13 protein-coding genes are annotated in these 17,783 nt (G+C 56.5%); 6 read left to right on the top strand and 7 right to left on the bottom strand.

The window, feature by feature from the left end:
• Positions 1–25: 25 nt before the first annotated feature.
• Genes traD through traI form a run of 3 tightly spaced genes read left to right on the top strand, consistent with a single transcriptional unit; the run spans position 26 to position 7,006 of the window.
• The gene (gene traD / locus QMA41_RS18555; RefSeq protein ID WP_281630384.1) at positions 26–1,756 is read left to right on the top strand and encodes a type IV conjugative transfer system coupling protein TraD; all 1,731 of its coding nucleotides are present in this window, start codon (positions 26–28) and stop codon (positions 1,754–1,756) included.
• A complete protein-coding gene (locus QMA41_RS18560; RefSeq protein ID WP_235676532.1) occupies positions 1,749–1,946 on the top strand; it encodes a hypothetical protein in 198 nt (65 codons plus the stop codon). The genes traD and QMA41_RS18560 overlap by 8 nt, the downstream gene beginning before the upstream one ends.
• On the top strand, positions 1,940–7,006 hold the full coding sequence (gene traI, locus QMA41_RS18565) for a conjugative transfer relaxase/helicase TraI (RefSeq protein WP_235676533.1): 5,067 nt from the start codon (positions 1,940–1,942) through the stop codon (positions 7,004–7,006). Before QMA41_RS18560 ends, traI begins: the two co-directional genes overlap by 7 nt.
• Here the strand turns inward: traI and QMA41_RS18570 are convergent.
• The 6 genes from QMA41_RS18570 to QMA41_RS18595 all read right to left on the bottom strand — a co-directional run bounded on the left by QMA41_RS18570 (position 7,003) and on the right by QMA41_RS18595 (position 12,901).
• A complete protein-coding gene (locus QMA41_RS18570) occupies positions 7,003–7,365 on the bottom strand; it encodes a hypothetical protein (protein WP_172854888.1) in 363 nt (120 codons plus the stop codon). The two genes, traI and QMA41_RS18570, sit on opposite strands and share 4 nt — an antisense overlap.
• A 358-nt stretch (positions 7,366–7,723) precedes the next feature.
• The gene (locus tag QMA41_RS18575) at positions 7,724–8,212 is read right to left on the bottom strand and encodes a JAB domain-containing protein (RefSeq protein WP_019277169.1); all 489 of its coding nucleotides are present in this window, start codon (positions 8,210–8,212) and stop codon (positions 7,724–7,726) included.
• Positions 8,213–8,820: 608 nt separating this feature from the next.
• On the bottom strand, positions 8,821–9,588 hold the full coding sequence (locus QMA41_RS18580; protein ID WP_019277168.1) for a hypothetical protein: 768 nt from the start codon (positions 9,586–9,588) through the stop codon (positions 8,821–8,823).
• A gap of 11 nt (positions 9,589–9,599) precedes the next feature.
• A complete protein-coding gene (locus QMA41_RS18585; RefSeq protein WP_235676535.1) occupies positions 9,600–11,183 on the bottom strand; it encodes an asparaginase domain-containing protein in 1,584 nt (527 codons plus the stop codon).
• A 9-nt stretch (positions 11,184–11,192) separates the two neighbouring features.
• Positions 11,193–12,083 (bottom strand): hypothetical protein, encoded by an 891-nt coding sequence (locus QMA41_RS18590; RefSeq protein ID WP_235676536.1) that lies wholly within the window; start codon positions 12,081–12,083, stop codon positions 11,193–11,195.
• Positions 12,080–12,901 carry a C45 family peptidase gene (locus QMA41_RS18595; RefSeq protein ID WP_235676537.1) on the bottom strand — a complete coding sequence of 274 codons (822 nt, stop codon included), beginning with the start codon at positions 12,899–12,901 and terminating at the stop codon, positions 12,080–12,082. Before QMA41_RS18595 ends, QMA41_RS18590 begins: the two co-directional genes overlap by 4 nt.
• A 486-nt stretch (positions 12,902–13,387) precedes the next feature.
• Between QMA41_RS18595 and QMA41_RS18600 the strand changes: the two genes are divergently transcribed.
• Positions 13,388–15,058, top strand: a complete 1,671-nt coding sequence (locus QMA41_RS18600) for an ABC transporter substrate-binding protein (RefSeq protein ID WP_172854893.1) — start codon at positions 13,388–13,390, stop codon at positions 15,056–15,058.
• Here QMA41_RS18600 and QMA41_RS18605 read toward each other — a convergent pair.
• Entirely contained in the window at positions 15,050–15,523 is a 474-nt protein-coding gene (locus QMA41_RS18605) for an HPP family protein (RefSeq protein WP_235676646.1), read from the bottom strand. The two genes, QMA41_RS18600 and QMA41_RS18605, sit on opposite strands and share 9 nt — an antisense overlap.
• 94 nt (positions 15,524–15,617) lie before the next feature.
• Here QMA41_RS18605 and QMA41_RS18610 point away from each other — a divergent pair, with 94 nt between their 5' ends.
• On the top strand, positions 15,618–16,193 hold the full coding sequence (locus QMA41_RS18610; protein WP_235676538.1) for a TetR/AcrR family transcriptional regulator: 576 nt from the start codon (positions 15,618–15,620) through the stop codon (positions 16,191–16,193).
• A 360-nt stretch (positions 16,194–16,553) separates the two neighbouring features.
• On the top strand, positions 16,554–17,762 hold the full coding sequence (locus QMA41_RS18615) for a M20/M25/M40 family metallo-hydrolase (protein WP_281630365.1): 1,209 nt from the start codon (positions 16,554–16,556) through the stop codon (positions 17,760–17,762).
• The last annotated feature ends 21 nt before the right edge of the window (positions 17,763–17,783 follow it).

Genomic DNA, 17,783 nt, shown 5'->3' on the forward strand with positions numbered 1-17,783 from the left:
CTTGATAGGGTTCATTCTCCTCGAAATGAGCCTCGTGCTTGGCATGCAGATCTGGGTGGTGATCCCTCGTCGTGTTGCAATGGCCGAGTATTGGTACTGGCGTGTACGCGTATTGCTCGGGTTCGGCGCGACGCTCGATCGGCCCGTGCTAATCAGCGTCAACCAGCAATCCCTGCAGAGCTCATTGGGCACGCTTTTGCACGCCCCTTTCATTGAACAAGGCCATCGCAGTTTTTGGCAACACCTGACTCCAGCCCTGGTACTCGCGGTGACCATTGGTGGTCTCACTGCTGGACTGGTATTCCCCCTCGCATGGCGACTGAGTGCCGTCACCCTGCGAGATCGCTATGTGCGCGGAGCCCAGATCGTCACCCCTCTCCAGCTTGCTCAGCGGATGCATCAACCCAAGTCCGATCCTCGACCGCTCAGATCGCCCTTACTGCTGGGGGGGCATGATGTCCTACACCCTCATTTTGAACGTCAACACGTGCGGATTGAAGGGACGACGGGCAGTGGAAAGTCGGTATTGATCCGCGAGTTTCTCAGTTGGATTCGTGCTCAGGGCGATCGCGCCATCATTTACGACAAAGGGTGCAGTTTTGTGGGGCAATTTTATCAACCTGACACAGACACCTTGCTGAACCCGTTTGATGCTCGCAGCGTGAATTGGGACTTATGGTGTGATGCGACCCATGCTGCCGATTTTGACCATCAGGCCAGCGCCTTGATCCCAGTCCCCCCCAATGGCGACCCTTTCTGGAACGAGTCGGCTCGCAGTGTATTTGCCTCCGTGGCTCACAAGCTGAGTACCCAAGGCTCTCTTCCAACCACAGGGCGCTTGCTGAGCCTGCTTACCAGCTCGGATTTGTCGACGCTGTCTACGTTGCTTGCTGGTACAGAAGCGGCCACGTATGTCTCTAAAGACATCAAAAAAACCGCGCTGTCGATTCAAACTGTCCTCACCACTTATGTCCGCTCGCTACGTTGCCTGCAAGGCTTAGACGCTCCAAATCGCCCTGTACATCTTACGCGCCGTTTTTCGATAGCGAACTGGGTGCGTCAGGACCATGGTGACGGTTTTCTGTTTTTCACCAGCCACGCTCGCCACCATGTAGCACTGAGGCCGTTGATCTCGTTGTGGCTCGCGATCGCATCCAACGCGATTTTAGGCCTGACAGAAAGTCAGGAACGTCGTGTCTGGGTCATTTTGGATGAATTGCCCAGCTTGCAGCGTTTGCCCGAGCTGGCCAGTACATTAGCCGAAGCACGAAAGTTTGGTGGCTGCTTCGTTGCCAGCTTGCAATCGCATGCCCAGTTGGTCAAAAACTATGGCCCCCATGACGCGCAGGCGATCTGCGATTTGCTCAACAGTCGCTTTTTCTTTCGGTCCCCATCGCACGCAATGGCCAAAGCGGCATCACACGAGCTCGGCGATCAGGACGTGGACATTGTCCGGGAGAGCCAAACGCTCAGTTCTCGGCCGAAACGGGACTCGCGCTCGCGAACACCACAGAGACTGACGCGTCCGGTCGTGACAGCGAGTGACATTCAAGCGTTACCCGATTTGCATTGCTTTGTCCGTTCACCGGGGACCGATTGGATCACCAAACTGATTCTGCCCTATGTCCCCCCTGAGACCACACAACCCGATTTTATTCCACGCGACCCGCCGCCTGATGAGGCCGCACCTGACACCCAGCCAACATCGGCGCCCGATGCGCCCTCTTTAAACACATTAGGAGACTTGTATGACTGAACGAAAATCCCAAACCAAACGTCGCCACCAGAAAGTGGTGCTGGATATCTTAGTCGAGAATGAATGGCGCCACCAAACGCTCACTCTTAAGGCGGCGCAGCGCTGTATCCAGCGATGGCCTCATCGGGGCTACATGTTAACCTATCTCGACAGTGACGAGTCGGATCCCTCTCCCAATGCGCCATGTTGACCCTGACGCCACTCAGCCATCCAACACGTGCTGCGCAGTATTATCTGATTGACGATGGCGGCCTCTCAACAGCAGGTTATTGGTATGGTGAACTCGCCAAAGCCGCGGGTTTGGCCCAGCAACCCATTGACGCTGGTATCTTTCTGGGCGCATTGCGGGGTCATTGGCGCGGCGAAGCCACGCTTGGGCGACGCGGGGCGCATGCGCCGGGTCTGGATGTCACGTTTTCAGCGCCCAAGTCGTTAAGCCTGTTGGCCTTGCTAGCAGGAGACCCGCGTTTGCGGCACGCGCATGATGTGGCCGTGCGTTATGCGTTGACCGAATTAGAACGCGATGTTGCACAAACCAGGGTTCAGAGCCAAGGACAATTGGCATTTGTTGATACGAGCGCCTTGCTCGTCGCCGTTTTTGAACACACCACCAGCCGTTCTGGGGATCCACAACTGCATTCCCATGCCGTGATTGCAAACATGACCCGCCTGCAACAAGGGCCACTGCGCGCCTTGGCCAGTTGTACTCGACAACGCTCGTCGGTCATTAATGGTACGTTTGAGCGCCTTTATGCCCACCAGAAATATTATTCCGCGCTTTATCACGGGCATTTGGCCAAAACCGTCACGTCATTAGGCTACCGTTTAGCGCCCAGACGAAACCATACCTTTGATATTGTTGGCGTGCCACGCACCGTCATTGACGCGTTTTCAACGCGACGAGCGCGCATCCAACAATGGGAACGGGAACGGGGCTTGAACTCAGCACCGGCACGAGACTTAGCCGCGTTGTGTACCCGGGCAGAGTTGACCACAGAGCGTGGTGTCGACCGCGTGGCGCAGTGGCAAGCGCGATTAGAAACCTTGGGGCATACACCCGATACGCTCAAGCAATCGTGCCATCAGCGCGCACCAAGCGTGAACCCGGCCCTGATGCATGAGGCCGAACACGCGGTTCACCTCGCTCTGAAACATTTGAGCCGTTTTCAAACTGCTCTGTCTCTGGAGCACATTGTCGAGTGCGCTCTGGATAGGTTCAGTCAGACGCCGTCGTTACGTGTGCAGGACATCCAACGAGCGACGGAGACCCTGATCCGCCAACGCACGTTGATCGCACTGCCCACCCCAGGCCACTACACGACCGCAGACCTATTGCTGCAAGAGCAAGCCTTACTCGAGCGAGCCAAGCGGCAACACGCGATACGAGGCCATGTACCTTCTCTCCCGACGCTCAAGGCGATGGACTTAAGTCCATCTCAGCAGCAATGCCTGACGAGCTTGATCCGCTCAACACGGCCGTTTCATTTGATAGAAGTGACAGGCCGGGCTGACACTCTGAGCGCTCGCCTTACGGAGGCCTTTAGCGCCAGTGGTGCGCGGACTCACTTACTGTTTGGCCGGCGAGGCGAGCAACGTGCGTGGCAAGCGCGGCGCCGCAGTCCGGTCTGTCGTGGTCGTGCTTTGTTAGCCCAGTTAATCCACCCCGTTTGCCCAGATGTCACCCGCCAATTTTTGGCCCATTCTGCGTCGTTAGGATCCAGAGACGTCATAGTGATCGATGACGCTCGTCAACTCAGCGCCAATCAGCTACGTCGATTGAGTGACGCCGTCACACAAACACAGAGTAAACTGATTCTGATCGAGCGTCCCGACCGACGTCCCAGTCACTGGTCTAATAATGCCCTGGCACTATTTCGGCGGGGACAAGTGCTGGTGCATCCCTGGCGTGGTGACGACCTTCGCCCATCAAGGCTGATTCTGACAGACAATCAACAGTGGGCGTTGTCATCCAGATTGCTGAGCGCGGCATTGGATCCGCGTTGGGAAATCCGAGCCACAACACGCAGCGCACATGAGCAGTTGACGAGGCGTGTGCGCGAGTTGCTGATCACACATGGGCATTTACGTGGGCAAGATATCGAATTGCGCAGTGAGCAGCGTCACTGGCTGAGTCCCAGTGAACGCACATTGGCGAAGCATTATCGGCCCGGTATGGGCATACGCTGGCGTTATGACGGTCAATGGCTTCAAGGACGCATACTGCACGCGGATACCACCTCGAATTCTCTGACCATCAGACGCCACACCACTCCACCCACAACCCTGACGCTGAGCACGCAGGCGAATGCACTCACCGAAGTTCAGCTTACTACGCCTCAGCCTATCGCCGTTCTCAAAGGTGAACAGTTGATCGCGACCTCAGATGATCCCGACTGTGGTTTGGTGGAAGGGGTCACCTACCGTGTTGTGTGCACCTCCGCCGCCGACTGCGTACTGAAAAGCCGCGATGGCGCGCGTATTCGACTGGGCGTCAACAGCGCCAAGTGCTGGCCACTGAGTTACCACTACCTTGCGGGCCCCAACGATCCGCACCCACGTCCGTGCCTGCTGTACGTCTCGCCCACACATCGCTTATCGCGCACACTGCTGGACACCTTACTGCCGCGTTATCGACGTATCGATATCCATACTGACCAATGTGCCAAGGCCCACCAACGCTTATTGAACGCGGAGCTTCGTCCCAGTGCTATCGAGCACCTAATGAGCCCCAATCCCAGGGTGGACCGCTATCTCGACACCACGACCGCCGATGGGATCGTCCAAGATATCCGCCAAGCGATCCGTCACATCGCGCCGACCGCCCCCGTTCCTGTGGCTGAGCAAGCCGTCGCTTTTGCCTTGGCGCATTCTACGGTCCGACACGCGGCTTTTCGTCAGCACACCTTAGTCATCGAAGCCATACGGTTTGCGCTCTCTCACACTCGAGAGGGGCTGACGTTATCTGACATCACCATCGCGCTAGAGAAGCACCGCACGGCATTGAGCCGTGCGTTTCAAGACGGTACCCGATGGACGACGTCGCAAGCACTAACGCAAGAGCGAGCGATCTTCATGCATCTGCAAAACGAGCAGCAAACCCAGACACCGCTGGCCACCCCCGAGGGCCTTGAGCGTCTCCTTAACGCGCGTCCTCACCTGACCCGTGGCCAGCGTCAGGCCCTGCAATTGATCGCCAGCCATCGCGACCGTTTTGTCGCCGTGCAAGGGCTGGCAGGCACCGGGAAGTCCACCTTACTGCGTGATACCTTACGCCTGGTGCGTGACGTACACCAAGACCTTGCTCCTCACCGTTTATTGGGCGTCGCTCCTACACGCTCAGCGGTTCGCGAACTCAAAAAACAGGGGCTGCCTGCGACCACGCTGGCGCAATGTCTCACCAATTACCGCACGCAGCAGACCTCCGCCGCGACCTTTCACCGCAGTCTGTTTTTCCTTGATGAGTGTGCCATGTTGGGCAATGCCCCGTTTTTGGCGTTTATCCGCTTGGTGATCGACAGTCATTCGCGCGCAGTGTTGCTTGGCGATCACCATCAGTTACTTGCTCTGGGAGCCGGTAAGCCGTTTGCACTCGCGATCGAACGAGGCTGGCTAGAGACCGCGTATCTTTATGATATTGTGCGCCAGCGAACGCCGACATTACGGCGTGCGGCCCAGCAATTAGTCGACGGTCAGCCGCGCAGCGCACTCGCCAGTCTGCACAGGCAAACCACCCCATCGCCTACTCTTGTGTCGCTCGCTGAACTGACGCCATCTGGTGCGAAATCTGACGCCGACGACACGCGTTCGGTCTTGTATCAACATTTGGCTGATGACTTTCTCTCACGAACCCCAGAGGCTCGCCGCCAAACGTTGATCATCGCCCACACGCATGCAGAGCGGGACGCCATTGCGCATACACTTCGGACGACACGTCGCCATCGGCGAGAACTGCCAGACGATGAGACCCTCGTCCCTCGCTTGCGCGCCATTGATACGACCCCGGCAGAGCGGGGTACCATGATGCCCTATCAATGTGGGCGAGTGCTTAGCCTGCATCCGAGGCATTACGCCACCATCGAGGAAGTGGATGATCACGCGGGCATCGTTCGACTAGAACCGTCCGATCCCAAAGCGCCTCGCGTGATATTGCCACTCAAACGGCGCCACGAACACACGCGGTTGTACGCTTTATCGACCCCGCCCTTGTCGGTCGGCGACTGGATTGTGTTTCGTCAAACATCAAGAGGCGACCCCTGGCATGCCAATTTGCGCTACGTCGTACAGCGCATCTCAACGGCGGGCATCGCGTTACGATCGGAGGGAGGTCAGGCCGTCACGTTTGATCCGTTTCATTTAGGTCAGGCTCATTGGGACTATGATTACACCCGAACCGCAGACATGGCTCAGGGCATGACCGTTGACAGTGTGCTGTCTGTCGTGCGCTCCAAAGGGGCGCTGACAAGTTTGCGCCGAGCCTATGTGGACATCAGTCGCGCTCGCGATCATGTCTGCCTCTACACGGACGCCACGGCTGCCCTAGTGAACACCTGGCTTCAGCAACCGGACACTTCCTTTAGCGCGCTGGAGACTGTCGATGGTACCCTCCCCTCCCTGTCCGTCCACTTCAACGACCACTCCCTTCTAACCGAAGATCCACGGTTTCACAATGCACTGGGAGAATACGAAGTCAGGCGATATTTGGCCTACCTTCAGCACCTATTGCCTCAATTCACCGAAAGCCTCGCCGGATGCTTATTTGGCGACCCCAACCCAAATCGTACGACGCCCGATTGGTTGGTTTTCGGCGCTCAGGAAACGGCAACACTGGTGTGCTTGACTGGGCCTAATCGAGGGCAAGTTTACGAGTTGGCCACAGGACGCACTGGCTCGCTCCTGGCCGCTCTGCGCCAGCGCACTTCCCTACCCGAGACGATGTTGCTGGCCCATTTGCACCAGGCTTTGTTTCATGATCCCCTGTCGTCTATCGCCCCGCACCCCCAACATCAAACCCGCCTGACGCACCCACTACCCGCGTTGCCTGCCTGGACACGTCTGACCGATACCCCAAGCCCCCTTCTCGACAGTCAGCCTGACAACGAACTCGAAGGCAAGGGGCTGGCTTTGCCCGCGATGCGACGTCATGAGCCTGTGCCTGCCCTCGACAATGCCGATTGGGATCTGACTCAGCAAACCGAGCATTGGCGCCAACTCATCCACTCTGCGCGCGAGCTAGGCCCGCCTGAACGTTAATCCGCCGAAGGTTTACCGGATAAATAGGTCGCGATTTGCTGCTCAATATCGGCTTTGACTTGCTGTCTTAGCGCTGACGACGCCGTTCGCTGCGCCGTTAAGTGCGCTCGATTGAACGTTTGCCCAAACACCAAATCAACCATCGCCGAGGTCAGGCGTTGCGTGCGATACACCTCTTCTAGCAAGCAACGATGACTTACCGCCGGCTCACTCGCATCGCTCAACTCTATCCGCAAGCCGAGGGCCAACAATTGACGGGCGGATTCGGCGTCGCTGAGGTGTTCTCGTTGTTTGAAGGTCATAAAGTCCCGTTTGAGTGCGCCTTGCAGTGTGGTTTGGAGAGGGTAACGATCGGACATAAACAACTCCTTTGAACGGTGAATAGTGCGTCACATTGACGTTTCAATGGTGTACGCCCGGAGTCCTTGCCCGTCAAAACCTCAATGCGTTTTCAATGCCATAACATTGGCGTATCAATGCCGGGACTCGGCGCCAGAACCGCGGGTGGGCGCTGTCTCGATCTTGGTCTCAATTGAGCCTGAAAAATGCGTCACTTAGCGAGCGAACGCCCTCATAAAAACATCTCAAACGGTTAGCGAGGGGTGTGTCTTCTAGTCTGACACAATGCGTGCAACCCAAGCCATCGCAAACGCGGGGCGATCTCTATACACTAGGCACTTGCCCGAAACGATGCGCCCGGTTCGGGCGCTCAACGAACTAACACCACCCCCTTTCAGCGAACGACACTACGCCAGACAGGGACACCACCATGTGGTCTAACACTCGAACGTCCACAGGTTCAAGGAGCGTGCTTAAATATTGAGTCAACTGGCGATCGGCCTGACTCGGCTCGGGGCAGCCCGAAGGATGGTTGTGATAAAAGATCACCGCGGACGCGTTCACTTTCAGGCCGGAGCGCAACACTTCTCGGGCCTGTACAATGGCCTGATTGACGGTGCCAGCAAACAAATCCTCCACATCCAACAGACGATGACGCTGATCGAGCCACAACGCGCCAAACACCTCGCGCTCGACGTGGGCCAAATGCATTTGGCAAAACGCTTTGACCAAATCGGGGGAGGTAAAAACGTCTGATGAGCGGGTCGCCCAATAGCGCGCGATGATGTTCATGGCATCTTGAAGCACCGCTTGCTCTTGGGTAGTGAATTGGGAGCTATGAGACCAAAAGGGGAGCTTATTCGTCATAAAGCCCCCTTTTTCCGGGGGCGACGTCAACACAGCCCTTCACAGTACAGCGGTACCATAAAGGACGTTTGCCTCGCCTGACTGGACTTGAGCGTCGCCACCCATAACGGCGACGCAATCGGTCGATGCGGTTCAGTTGGTACAGCCGCTGAATATACCGAATATTGGCGGTGTTTTGCGCATCACTTTTGGATGAGCCTGAGTGCTCCAGCGACGATACGCTGGCCGTACTCGAGGGGTTAGGCTGACTTGTGGGGGGCAATGGTCTGTTCATCCTCTTTCTCCTGTCTCCAATGACATCACTTCCGTTTTCGCCTAGCGGTTGGGGATCGAAAATGGGGTCAGAGACCAGGGCGCCCTGCGTGCATTTCACCCTTTTCTCTGACCCCATTTTTGAAAGGCTCCCCTTCGATGGCGAACAGGGACAGTGATGGGAGATAGGCCTGATGGAGCGGAGCATGCCCCCCGCCTAGCCAGCCTTAGCCCACGAGAACGGAACGCCCCGCAGGGAGAGAGAATGTGGTTTGAACTAAGGTGGGAAAGGCGCCGGTGAGACGGAATGAAAAAGAAAGGAAAACCGGCGCCCCAATCAGGGCGCCGAAAGTCGGTTATAAAATCGTCACGCCGTTAGCAGGTACCCACATGAAGGTATGAAATTCGTACGTCACAATCACATCGTGTTGATCGTCAGGCCGACTGGGATCCACGCCTGACACCGGGCCAAGGTTGACCGTCCAGCAGGCGTGCGTGGGATCGGTAATGGGTTGACCCGCAAAATCGAAATTGGTGACTTGATCCCCTCCATCTTTCTGAGACCAGTGGATCACACGGCGTGCATAATCCACCTCGTCGGCGCGAACCCAGTGATAATCCCCACCCCACTGAGCACCGGGGTCACCCTGAAACCCGGACTCAGGCGGCGAAAACACCAAGGCAACAAAATGCCCATCGACGCCTTGTCGATACGTGGGGTCGTCGAGCAATGCGTCGAGAGTCTGGTGCGGCAATACCACCAATCCATCAAGCTCTGCGTTGCGCGTGACACTGTCTGCTGTCATCGCCGTGGACCAAGGTGTCGACCCTTCACTGGCCCGCCCGGGTTGCGGGAAAGAGTTCGAGGCAATGTTGGTCCCGTACGCGTAACAATTGTTGTTGGGCTGATTCTTATACGACATGAAATTGCCCTCACAATTGTGAGCAGGATCGTACGCGGTGGAGCGGCCAAAGACCGTTGGTCCGTATTGGGCGACAGGCCCCCACTCTGGGTTAGGCGGTGTGATGGTGGTCGGTGCAACGATGTGTCCTTGCGTCAGCAGCGAGGGGGCGTGGTATGGACAATTCGGTGCAATACGACCACTGTACTTCATTCGTGTCATGAGTGACTCCTTTAAGAGGGATAAAGTTGTACGGATACCTGCTGGTCCGAATAGTTGTAGACGGTTAGCTGGATCTCGGTGGTGTCTTGTGTGGCCGACGACTGGCTCAGTTCTAACCAAGACGCGGCGCCCCCAGCATGAGCCGTCTGGCTCGCCCATAAGGGCACCTGATCTCGGCTGTAAAACACTAAGTTGCCGTCATTTTGCATCGTCAAGGTACCGGGCAATGCCTGCGTAGGGATCGGATCTGGCAGTTGCCAAAGCAATGCGTTGTCACTGTGGCGAACCAAGCGTGGCCCATGATTGGGATCGTTGTACAAGCTGGCCATGCCATCAAACGTCATCAGATGCTCACCAGGCAACAAGCTTGGGTTGACTCGGCTGTCGAGACGATTGGTGTTTTGCATTTCGCCCGCCCAATTGGTCTGGAACAAACGAGTCACCGTGCCTTTCGGCCAACCGTGCAGAGCGTTCAGCGCCAGCAGCACGGTTAACTTCACTAGGCCAGCCATCGGCGTCATGTCTGCTGAGGAGACAACGCCAACCTCGGGCAACCACGCCCCTGCGGCGTAGGCACTGTTGTTGACGGTACCCGCGATCACCTGACTGGCGTCTACCAGCACCACACCTTGCTGGTTTGCTGTCGCTAGCGCCTGATAGATCGCCCCTTTCGACGGAGCGTCCGGGCATCCTGAGGGGAAATTGCCTTCACCATAGGATTCCAAGATGATCCCCTGTGTGCCGGCCGACACGAGCGCATCAATGATCTGGGCAAGAAACGCCTGGGGTGGTGCGGTGCGATACGGCGCGGGAAACGCATTCAACTGGCTGACCAAGCTGGCGTTCATCTGCACGCTCAGATCATTGAGTTGTGCGCGCAGGCTGTCACGGACAGAGCCGTTGTCCAAGCTAACCGCATGGTTCACCGGGCCGGGTAAACATCGCTGGTTTTGAATGGTCAGCGCGACCCCTGCCTCAGCCAAAAACGGATAGTTGGGCGATTCAAACGCGTTAAATTCGCTGGCGTTAGTTTTGAGCACTCGATTACCGCGATAGAGTCGATTTTGAAAATAGACCCCAACTTCGGCGATCCCGGTGCGCGCCGCTGCGATAGCACCACACAGATTCTGATACGCATCGGTGTTGAAGTTGAGCTGGCAGGGCTGGTCATCCCCCTGATGGAACAGCGGCACTTGCGAGCCTGTGACGATCACAGGTTTACTCAACACCGCGACGCCCACTCCCCGTTCATTAAGGCCATTGAGTAAGAAACTCAGCGCGGCGCCGGAGAAATCCATGCTGTCCGTCCCATGCAGGACCACAAAGCCATCCATCTTCTCATAGTGCGTCAAGATGGCCTCGGCCATAATGCACCAGTCACTGGGCTGAAGGTTGGTGCTGTCTAACGTGTGGGTAGAAGACCCAGGAAACACAACATCGACCAAGTAATGCAGTTTGATCTCAGGAAACTCCGCCGAAATCACAGGATCAATCCATTCATGACAGGCGTGAGCGAAGGCCTTCGCACTCATGGGCGCGAGTGGGTCCCCAACACAACTGATCGTTCCGCCAGTGTTAATGATACCAATGTTCATAGTCGCTCCTCATTGTCCGCCCAGCACACTGCGACGCAGGCGATGGAAGGTGGTTGGCGTATGGCGCTGAAGGTGCTGCTCACTGAGGTTCACCACCGGCGACATCGCCAGCGCGAAGGTGGCGCCCAGCTTGAGTTGGTCTGCAAACCACGGCGCTTCACAGTCTGGGGTAGTTGACCAAGTCTGACGTATCACGTCACCCTGTAAATTCACAATGTTGGTGAACGCAGTTTGAGGGTCGTCTGGGGTTTGTCGATACGCATTCGCGATCGACGCCAGTTCGACCAATTCAGCATGCGTAAAAGGCAGCGCCGCGTTTCGGATCTGGATGGGGGGTGTTTCCTGACGACGCATGATGCAGTAAACGGTCTGGCCGCCGCAGGTGGGATCGCGTTGATACAGTTCGAGGGCATAAGGTTGATTGGAGACCGTCACTTGCGTCTGACCATCAAAGTAGAGACCCAGCTGTCCCAAATTGTCTTGTGTGGGATTGCCTTCAAGCAAAAACAGTTCGTGGTGAATGACCTTATCGCCCAGCGCATCGATGCACGCCGTTAACTGCTGCGCGTTGTGTCTGGCCGTGTCGTTATCGGGCGGGTTAGCGCCTTGAGCAACAATTTGCAACGTCTTGGCGGGCAAGCTGTCGATCACGCCAAAGAATGCCTCAATGCACGCGGGACTGTCGAGATGCGCCCCAATGACCTGCGTCTGTTCGCCAAGATCGGCCACGACGAAGGTGATGATGCACGAGGTGGCACTGTCGGAATAGAGGGTGAGCGGCGTACCGGATGACAGTGTCAACGGATGATAATTGCCTTGATCTACATAGACAAATCCCTCTTCGGGTGGCGATATGGGCGCGTGGTCATTGCGGTCTATGGTGAGGTGAATTGGGGTCATAATGGTGCCTCCTGAAAGGTCTGCAATGGCTGAGTTCGAGGGTTACCATTCACCTGATATCGGCACGTCGGTCGTCCCTGGCCAAGGGAAAAAAGGGCAGTGGCTTGGGTAAAAAACTCGCTGCCAACAAATTCAGTTTCCCGGCAGAGCGAGAGTTCGGTCTGGCCATAGTATTGGTCCGATAAGAGTTGCTCGACCCCAGTTTGGTTAGGGGAAAGCTGCAGCAGCGATTCTGCACGATTCAGGCGTAAATAGGTGCTGTGATTGGCCGGATAGTGCACCGAGTCCGGTTGCAGGCGAAAATGGTTGGTGGACACGAAATAGCCTTCGTCGCGGCAAATGGTGCGCACGGGACGCTGGTTGTAGGGGTTGGGCATGTATTCGATAAAAATCGCCACTTTTCGGGTACGGGTCTCATCGGCCCAACCACTCACCAGCGCGATGTCCGGCGCAGGAAACGGGGTGGCCTGCCCCATGGACAAATAGAACTGCGTCAGGTGCATTGCCGCCTCGGTGGCGTTGGTGTGATCGCGTACCGTGGCTTCATAGGCTTCAAAGAGCGCCTGAACCTCACCCTGGCTGGTGGAGTAATTCGCTGCTGTCGTGGTGTACGAGTCGGCAGCTACAAAACTGACGCCTGCGTCGTTGGATCCAGCCCAAATCCCCTCACTGCCCTCGCGCGTCATGGCGATATAGGATTCGACGCCGTTTTGACCACGTCGTACACGCGGCGGATGAAAGTGCGTGACTGGGATAAGATCGCACTGTTTAAACGTCACTAATTGATTGCCGTCAAATACGGCCCCAATGGTACACATGATGAGACTCCTTTCTTGGATGGGCTCTGCTGAGCGCCTAACGTGAGAAGTCTAGTTAAGAAACGGGGTTATCATTATGCATGTGATCACATATCAAGCTGCACGTTGTGCAACAGCGAAGTGACCCCATCACTTTGTCTTAGGTGAGAGGCCTGTCACGCCTCCCGGTGTATCGTTGTGGCTGTCTCAGGAGTAAGACGGGCCGAGGGATTGTGCCGGCAAACGCCGACGAAATGAGAGATTGCTTCAGTCTCCTGCGTCACAGCTCTTGTCGCTCCCCACGAATTTTTATACTCTCGCGGCGCATAGACATTCTGTTTCTGTCATCTGGTTTCAAACGTGCTCTCGATGTCTTGAAGATTAACGACGTTTGGGCCCATTTCTCTCCTATACTAGGAGAACCCTCAGCCACATGGTGTGACGAGGCTTCTGTGTACACAAGGGGACTAGGATCGGCCCTTCAGTAATTACAAGCGACCTGTTGCTATGAAAAATGACCAGCCTTTGCGCCGCCTAGATCAGATGCTGCATCACTATCAGTTAGGCGAACGCTACGATGTCACGGTCGGTGAGCTCGAAGATGTGTTTTTTACCATTCGGCGAAACGTATCGTCCATTGTCAAAGCCCTGCAGGTCTTGGGTTGGATCGAATGGACACCGGGTGTTGGCCGCGGGAAAGCGAGTCAGTTAGTGGTTCGGGTTTCCCTCGAGCAGGCGCTGGCCGAAACGATTCAGGCCGATTTAAGCGCGGGCCAGTTTGATCGCCTCGCAAAGTACGTCCAAAGCTACCAGACCCTGGCCCCTGGCCTACTGCGCGCCGCGCTGTCGGAAAAAGATCAACGCCAAAAGGCCCACAATGCGCTGACCGTCACTCATTACCCCGAAGTGCGTGTCCTCACGCCCAGTGACACCTATTGGTCAGCCGAGCTGCAAATCTCCAGTGCCTTGTACGACCCCTTACTGCGATTAGACGAACATGGCTTTTTGGTCGATCACCTTGCGTTTGATCACGCCGTCAACCACGACGCCAGCGTGTACCATTTTTGGCTGCGACCTAACGTCAAATGCCATGATGGGCTAACTCTAACCGCCGAGGACGTGATCTTCAGCTTGCTTAGGATGCGTGACACGCGCGGTCCGTTTCAGTGGTTGTTTCGTCAAATGGCCTCGGTGGTGTGGGACGAACAGGAGCACGCCGTTGTGGTCACACTCGATGGCCCTAATCCACTGTTTATCTATGCGTTAACGACGGCCAATGCCAGCATCACCACCCAACGCCGCCAGTCATTCACTCGCGGTGACTGCCCAATTGGCACGGGGCCCTTGATGCTGTCGGAGTGGGATCCGAGCAAGCTGATGCTCAAGCGCAACCCTCACTATTTTTCAGACAACGCCCTCATCAGTGACATCACCTTGTTCCATCAAGGCAGTGCGTTGGATCACGTGTTAAGTTTGCACGACGACGATGCCCAAAGTGAACAGATAGACATTCACGCCTACTCATTTTTGGCTTCGCGCCCCACCGAGCGCTGCCCATTGAGCGACACAGAGTGCCGCCAGCTCTTGGCCTATGTCGCGAGCCAGCGTCGGGCGCACACCGCCCGCACCCAGCTTCAACCGGTGCACAGTTTTGATGCGCTGTACCCAGACGCCCCGCCTACGCCGAACCTCAGCGGTACCGTGGTGCTCGGCCACCCGAACTGGCGTTTGCGTTACAAGCAAGAATTGGTCGACTGGGTCGTCGCCACACTGGAAACGACAGGCCTTACCGTTGAGCGCTTACCGCTGACCAATCTGGATGATCTCAGTGGTTGTCGCCCCGACATGGATTTGTTGCTCTGCGAAGAGATCTTGGAGCCCCCTCTGGAGTACGGCTTGTATGACTGGTTGCTGACCTCTGGGGTGCTGCGCTATTGCCATGATGATAACGAACTGGAGCACCACCGCCAACGTGTCCAGGCTACCATGGCGGCCTACACAGGTAAGGACGACTTGCTGGCGTTGGTGGCTGAGTTTGTCTCCAAAGGGCGCATATTGCCGATGTTCTATGGTCGGAAGATCATCACTCGCGGACAACAAGTGGCGGGCTTGCACATGAAATCCAACGGGTATTTGGACTTGCATCGTCTGTGGATACGCCCTGACACCTCAGAATGAGTGAGAGGATGGTGTGTCGTCTGGCACGTGTCTTCGCAGGCACCAACGACAACCTTGTGCGATGGCGACCATCAAGATCGCGCCCAATATTACGGGCGTGATCAGAAAGCCCCAGCTTTGCCCTGACACCATGATCACGATCGGGTTGGCCCCAGCCGGCGGATGGGTGGTGCGCGAGATGAGCATCGCGGTGACGGCGACGCCCGTCGCCAACGCTAAGGTCAGGGGTGACACTGGCACATATTGCGCAAAACCGATACCAATCACGGCCGTGATCACGTGACCCAGCACCACGTTTTTGGGTTGGGCTAACGGACTGTCCGGCACCCCAAACAGCAGTACTGCCGTCGCACCGAAGGGGGCCATTAACCAGATGGCGCCTGGATACCCTTTATCAAGTAAGGCCAAAACGCCAATCGCCAACGTTGTCCCAAGGCCTGCGAAGAGTGACTCTTTGATACGCACCTCTTTTCCTCCTAAAAAAGTAGACAGAATTGTCTCCTTTTCAAGGTAGACAAATTGGTCTACTTTTGTCAAGATCTTAAAAAAGGAGGGAGAGATGAGCCAAAAACGTCAACATTTGATCGACACGGCCTTGGCCTTATTCTATCGCCATGGCATTCACGCCATCGGCATCAATGAGGTGATCGCAAGTTCCGGAGTCGCCAAACGCACGCTGTACACGCATTTTGACAGCAAAGAGGCATTGGTACTGGCCACATTGGCCCAGCGTCACGAGGCCTTCATCGACTGGCTACGCCAATGCCTGTCGGGGTCAACCAATGATACCGAGACCGTCGAGCGCGTGTTTGACGCCTTACACCGCTGGTTCACAGGCGGCGCTGCCCCACTTGGGCCATTTCGCGGTTGTTTCTTTATCCATACGGCGGGCGAATTTGGCGATCCCAACAGTGCCATTGCCCAGTATTGCCAGTATCACAAGCAGGCGGTCCGAGCGTTGATTGGCGAGTCACTTAGTGACACGCATCCCGGGCTACTCGAGGCGCTGTCGGTGCTGATGGAAGGCGCGATTGTCTCGGTCTCGATGGGCGAAAGCAGTGAGCAGGTCACGCAGCGATGTGTGATGACGCTACAGGCAGTGATAGCGGCCACTACTGATCAGGCCACCCCTTAGTCCTTGCTAAGATACAATCATCGCCACTGCCACCATGTTTTGTGATCTGAGAACCCTGTGACACGTCTTAAGCCCTTCGTTTTGTGCACTGCCGTTCTGATCGGCCTACTCTTCGCCACTCTGTTCGCTCGCGCCTGGTGGTTAGGTCACCCCCTGCCCGAGGCAACCCAGCGGGTGGCATCACCGGCTTCAACGGCTCAAATCGAACGACTGAGTCAAGCCATTCAGTATCCGACCGTATCACGACTGAGTGGCGCTGGCGCCTCTCTACCAAGAGTCAAACCGCGCGTCTTCCGAGCCTTTCACCAGTGGCTGAGTACTGCGTATCCGCTAGTCCATCGACACCTCGATCTGGAGACAGTGAATCGTTTCAGTCTTCTGTTTCGTTGGCGTGGTACCAACCCTAAGGCGTCCCCTATCATCCTTGCGGCCCATCAGGATGTGGTCTCCTATTCAGTGACCGCACGGGACCAATGGATCCATCCGCCGTATTCTGGCGCGATCGACGAGGGCCATGTGTGGGGGCGAGGAACGTTAGACAATAAAGCGTCGATGCTCGCCATATTGGAGTCGGTGGAGGCCAGTCTAGCGTCAGGCCACCACCCAGATCGGGATATTTATTTGGCGTTCGGCCACGACGAAGAAGTGGGCGGCGAACATGGGGCTCAAGCTATGGCGGCCTTACTTAAATCCCGCGGCGTTCAACCGAGCTTTGTTTTGGATGAAGGGGGGTTTGTGCTTGAAGGTGTGGTACCCGGCGTTACGGTACCGGTGGCTTTAATTGGCGTGGCGGAGAAAGGCTATCTGAATGTGACGCTTTCGGCACCCGGCGTTCCCGGCCATTCATCCATGCCGCCAACCCAGAGTGCACCGGGCCGGCTTGCGCGTGCGATCACCCGCCTCGAAGCCCAGCCGATGCCGGCGCAGTATGATGGAGCGACTCAACAGCTGTTCGACGCGACGTCCCCGTACATGAGCTTGGGGTATCGGATCTTGTTTGCCAATTTGTGGCTGCTTGAGCCGCTACTGCTCGAGCAGTTAACCGACAATCCGCCGACGAACGCGGTGGTCAGAACCACGCAGGCAGTGACCCTCCTCCGATCAGGGATCAAAGACAATGTCTTGCCCTCAGAGGCCTCCGCCAACGTTAACGTTCGACTTTTGCCTGGTGTCACACCGGATCAGGTCATCGCACACATGACATCAGTGATCGACGATCCCGCGCTCAGGGTACAGATCGCCCCACCGGCCAATCTGGCGACCCCCGTGGCGGATCCCTCGGGCCATGAATTTTCGCGCCTACGTCGCGCCGTGGAATCGGTGTTCGGCGATCGCCAAACGGTGGTGGCTCCGTACCTAACCATCAACGCCACGGATGCCCGTCACTATCTGCCTCTGACAGACAAGCTGTATCGCTTCTTACCGCTGGCCCTTAAGGAGGATGATTTGGCGCGCATTCATGGCCCCAACGAACGGATCAGTGTCCAAGTGTACGGACAAATGCTGGCCTTTTACGCCACGTTGTTGGAGGCATTTACTGTGCTCCCAGTCCCATCAAAAAAAGTATAAAAGGCTTTATTTCAATCACTT

The organism is Vibrio sp. St2 (genome assembly GCF_947311885.1).
Taxonomy (GTDB): domain Bacteria; phylum Pseudomonadota; class Gammaproteobacteria; order Enterobacterales; family Vibrionaceae; genus Vibrio; species Vibrio coralliilyticus.

Excerpts from the sequence above, each read along its gene's own strand:
- traD (WP_281630384.1), top strand. The coding sequence starts at position 26 with ATGAGCCTCGTGCTTGGCATGCAGATCTGGGTGGTGATCCCTCGTCGT.
- QMA41_RS18560 (WP_235676532.1), top strand. The coding sequence starts at position 1,749 with ATGACTGAACGAAAATCCCAAACCAAACGTCGCCACCAGAAAGTGGTG.
- traI (WP_235676533.1), top strand. The coding sequence starts at position 1,940 with ATGTTGACCCTGACGCCACTCAGCCATCCAACACGTGCTGCGCAGTAT.
- QMA41_RS18570 (WP_172854888.1), bottom strand. The coding sequence starts at position 7,365 with ATGTCCGATCGTTACCCTCTCCAAACCACACTGCAAGGCGCACTCAAA.
- QMA41_RS18575 (WP_019277169.1), bottom strand. The coding sequence starts at position 8,212 with ATGACGAATAAGCTCCCCTTTTGGTCTCATAGCTCCCAATTCACTACC.
- QMA41_RS18580 (WP_019277168.1), bottom strand. The coding sequence starts at position 9,588 with ATGACACGAATGAAGTACAGTGGTCGTATTGCACCGAATTGTCCATAC.
- QMA41_RS18585 (WP_235676535.1), bottom strand. The coding sequence starts at position 11,183 with ATGAACATTGGTATCATTAACACTGGCGGAACGATCAGTTGTGTTGGG.
- QMA41_RS18590 (WP_235676536.1), bottom strand. The coding sequence starts at position 12,083 with ATGACCCCAATTCACCTCACCATAGACCGCAATGACCACGCGCCCATA.
- QMA41_RS18595 (WP_235676537.1), bottom strand. The coding sequence starts at position 12,901 with ATGTGTACCATTGGGGCCGTATTTGACGGCAATCAATTAGTGACGTTT.
- QMA41_RS18600 (WP_172854893.1), top strand. The coding sequence starts at position 13,388 with ATGAAAAATGACCAGCCTTTGCGCCGCCTAGATCAGATGCTGCATCAC.
- QMA41_RS18610 (WP_235676538.1), top strand. The coding sequence starts at position 15,618 with ATGAGCCAAAAACGTCAACATTTGATCGACACGGCCTTGGCCTTATTC.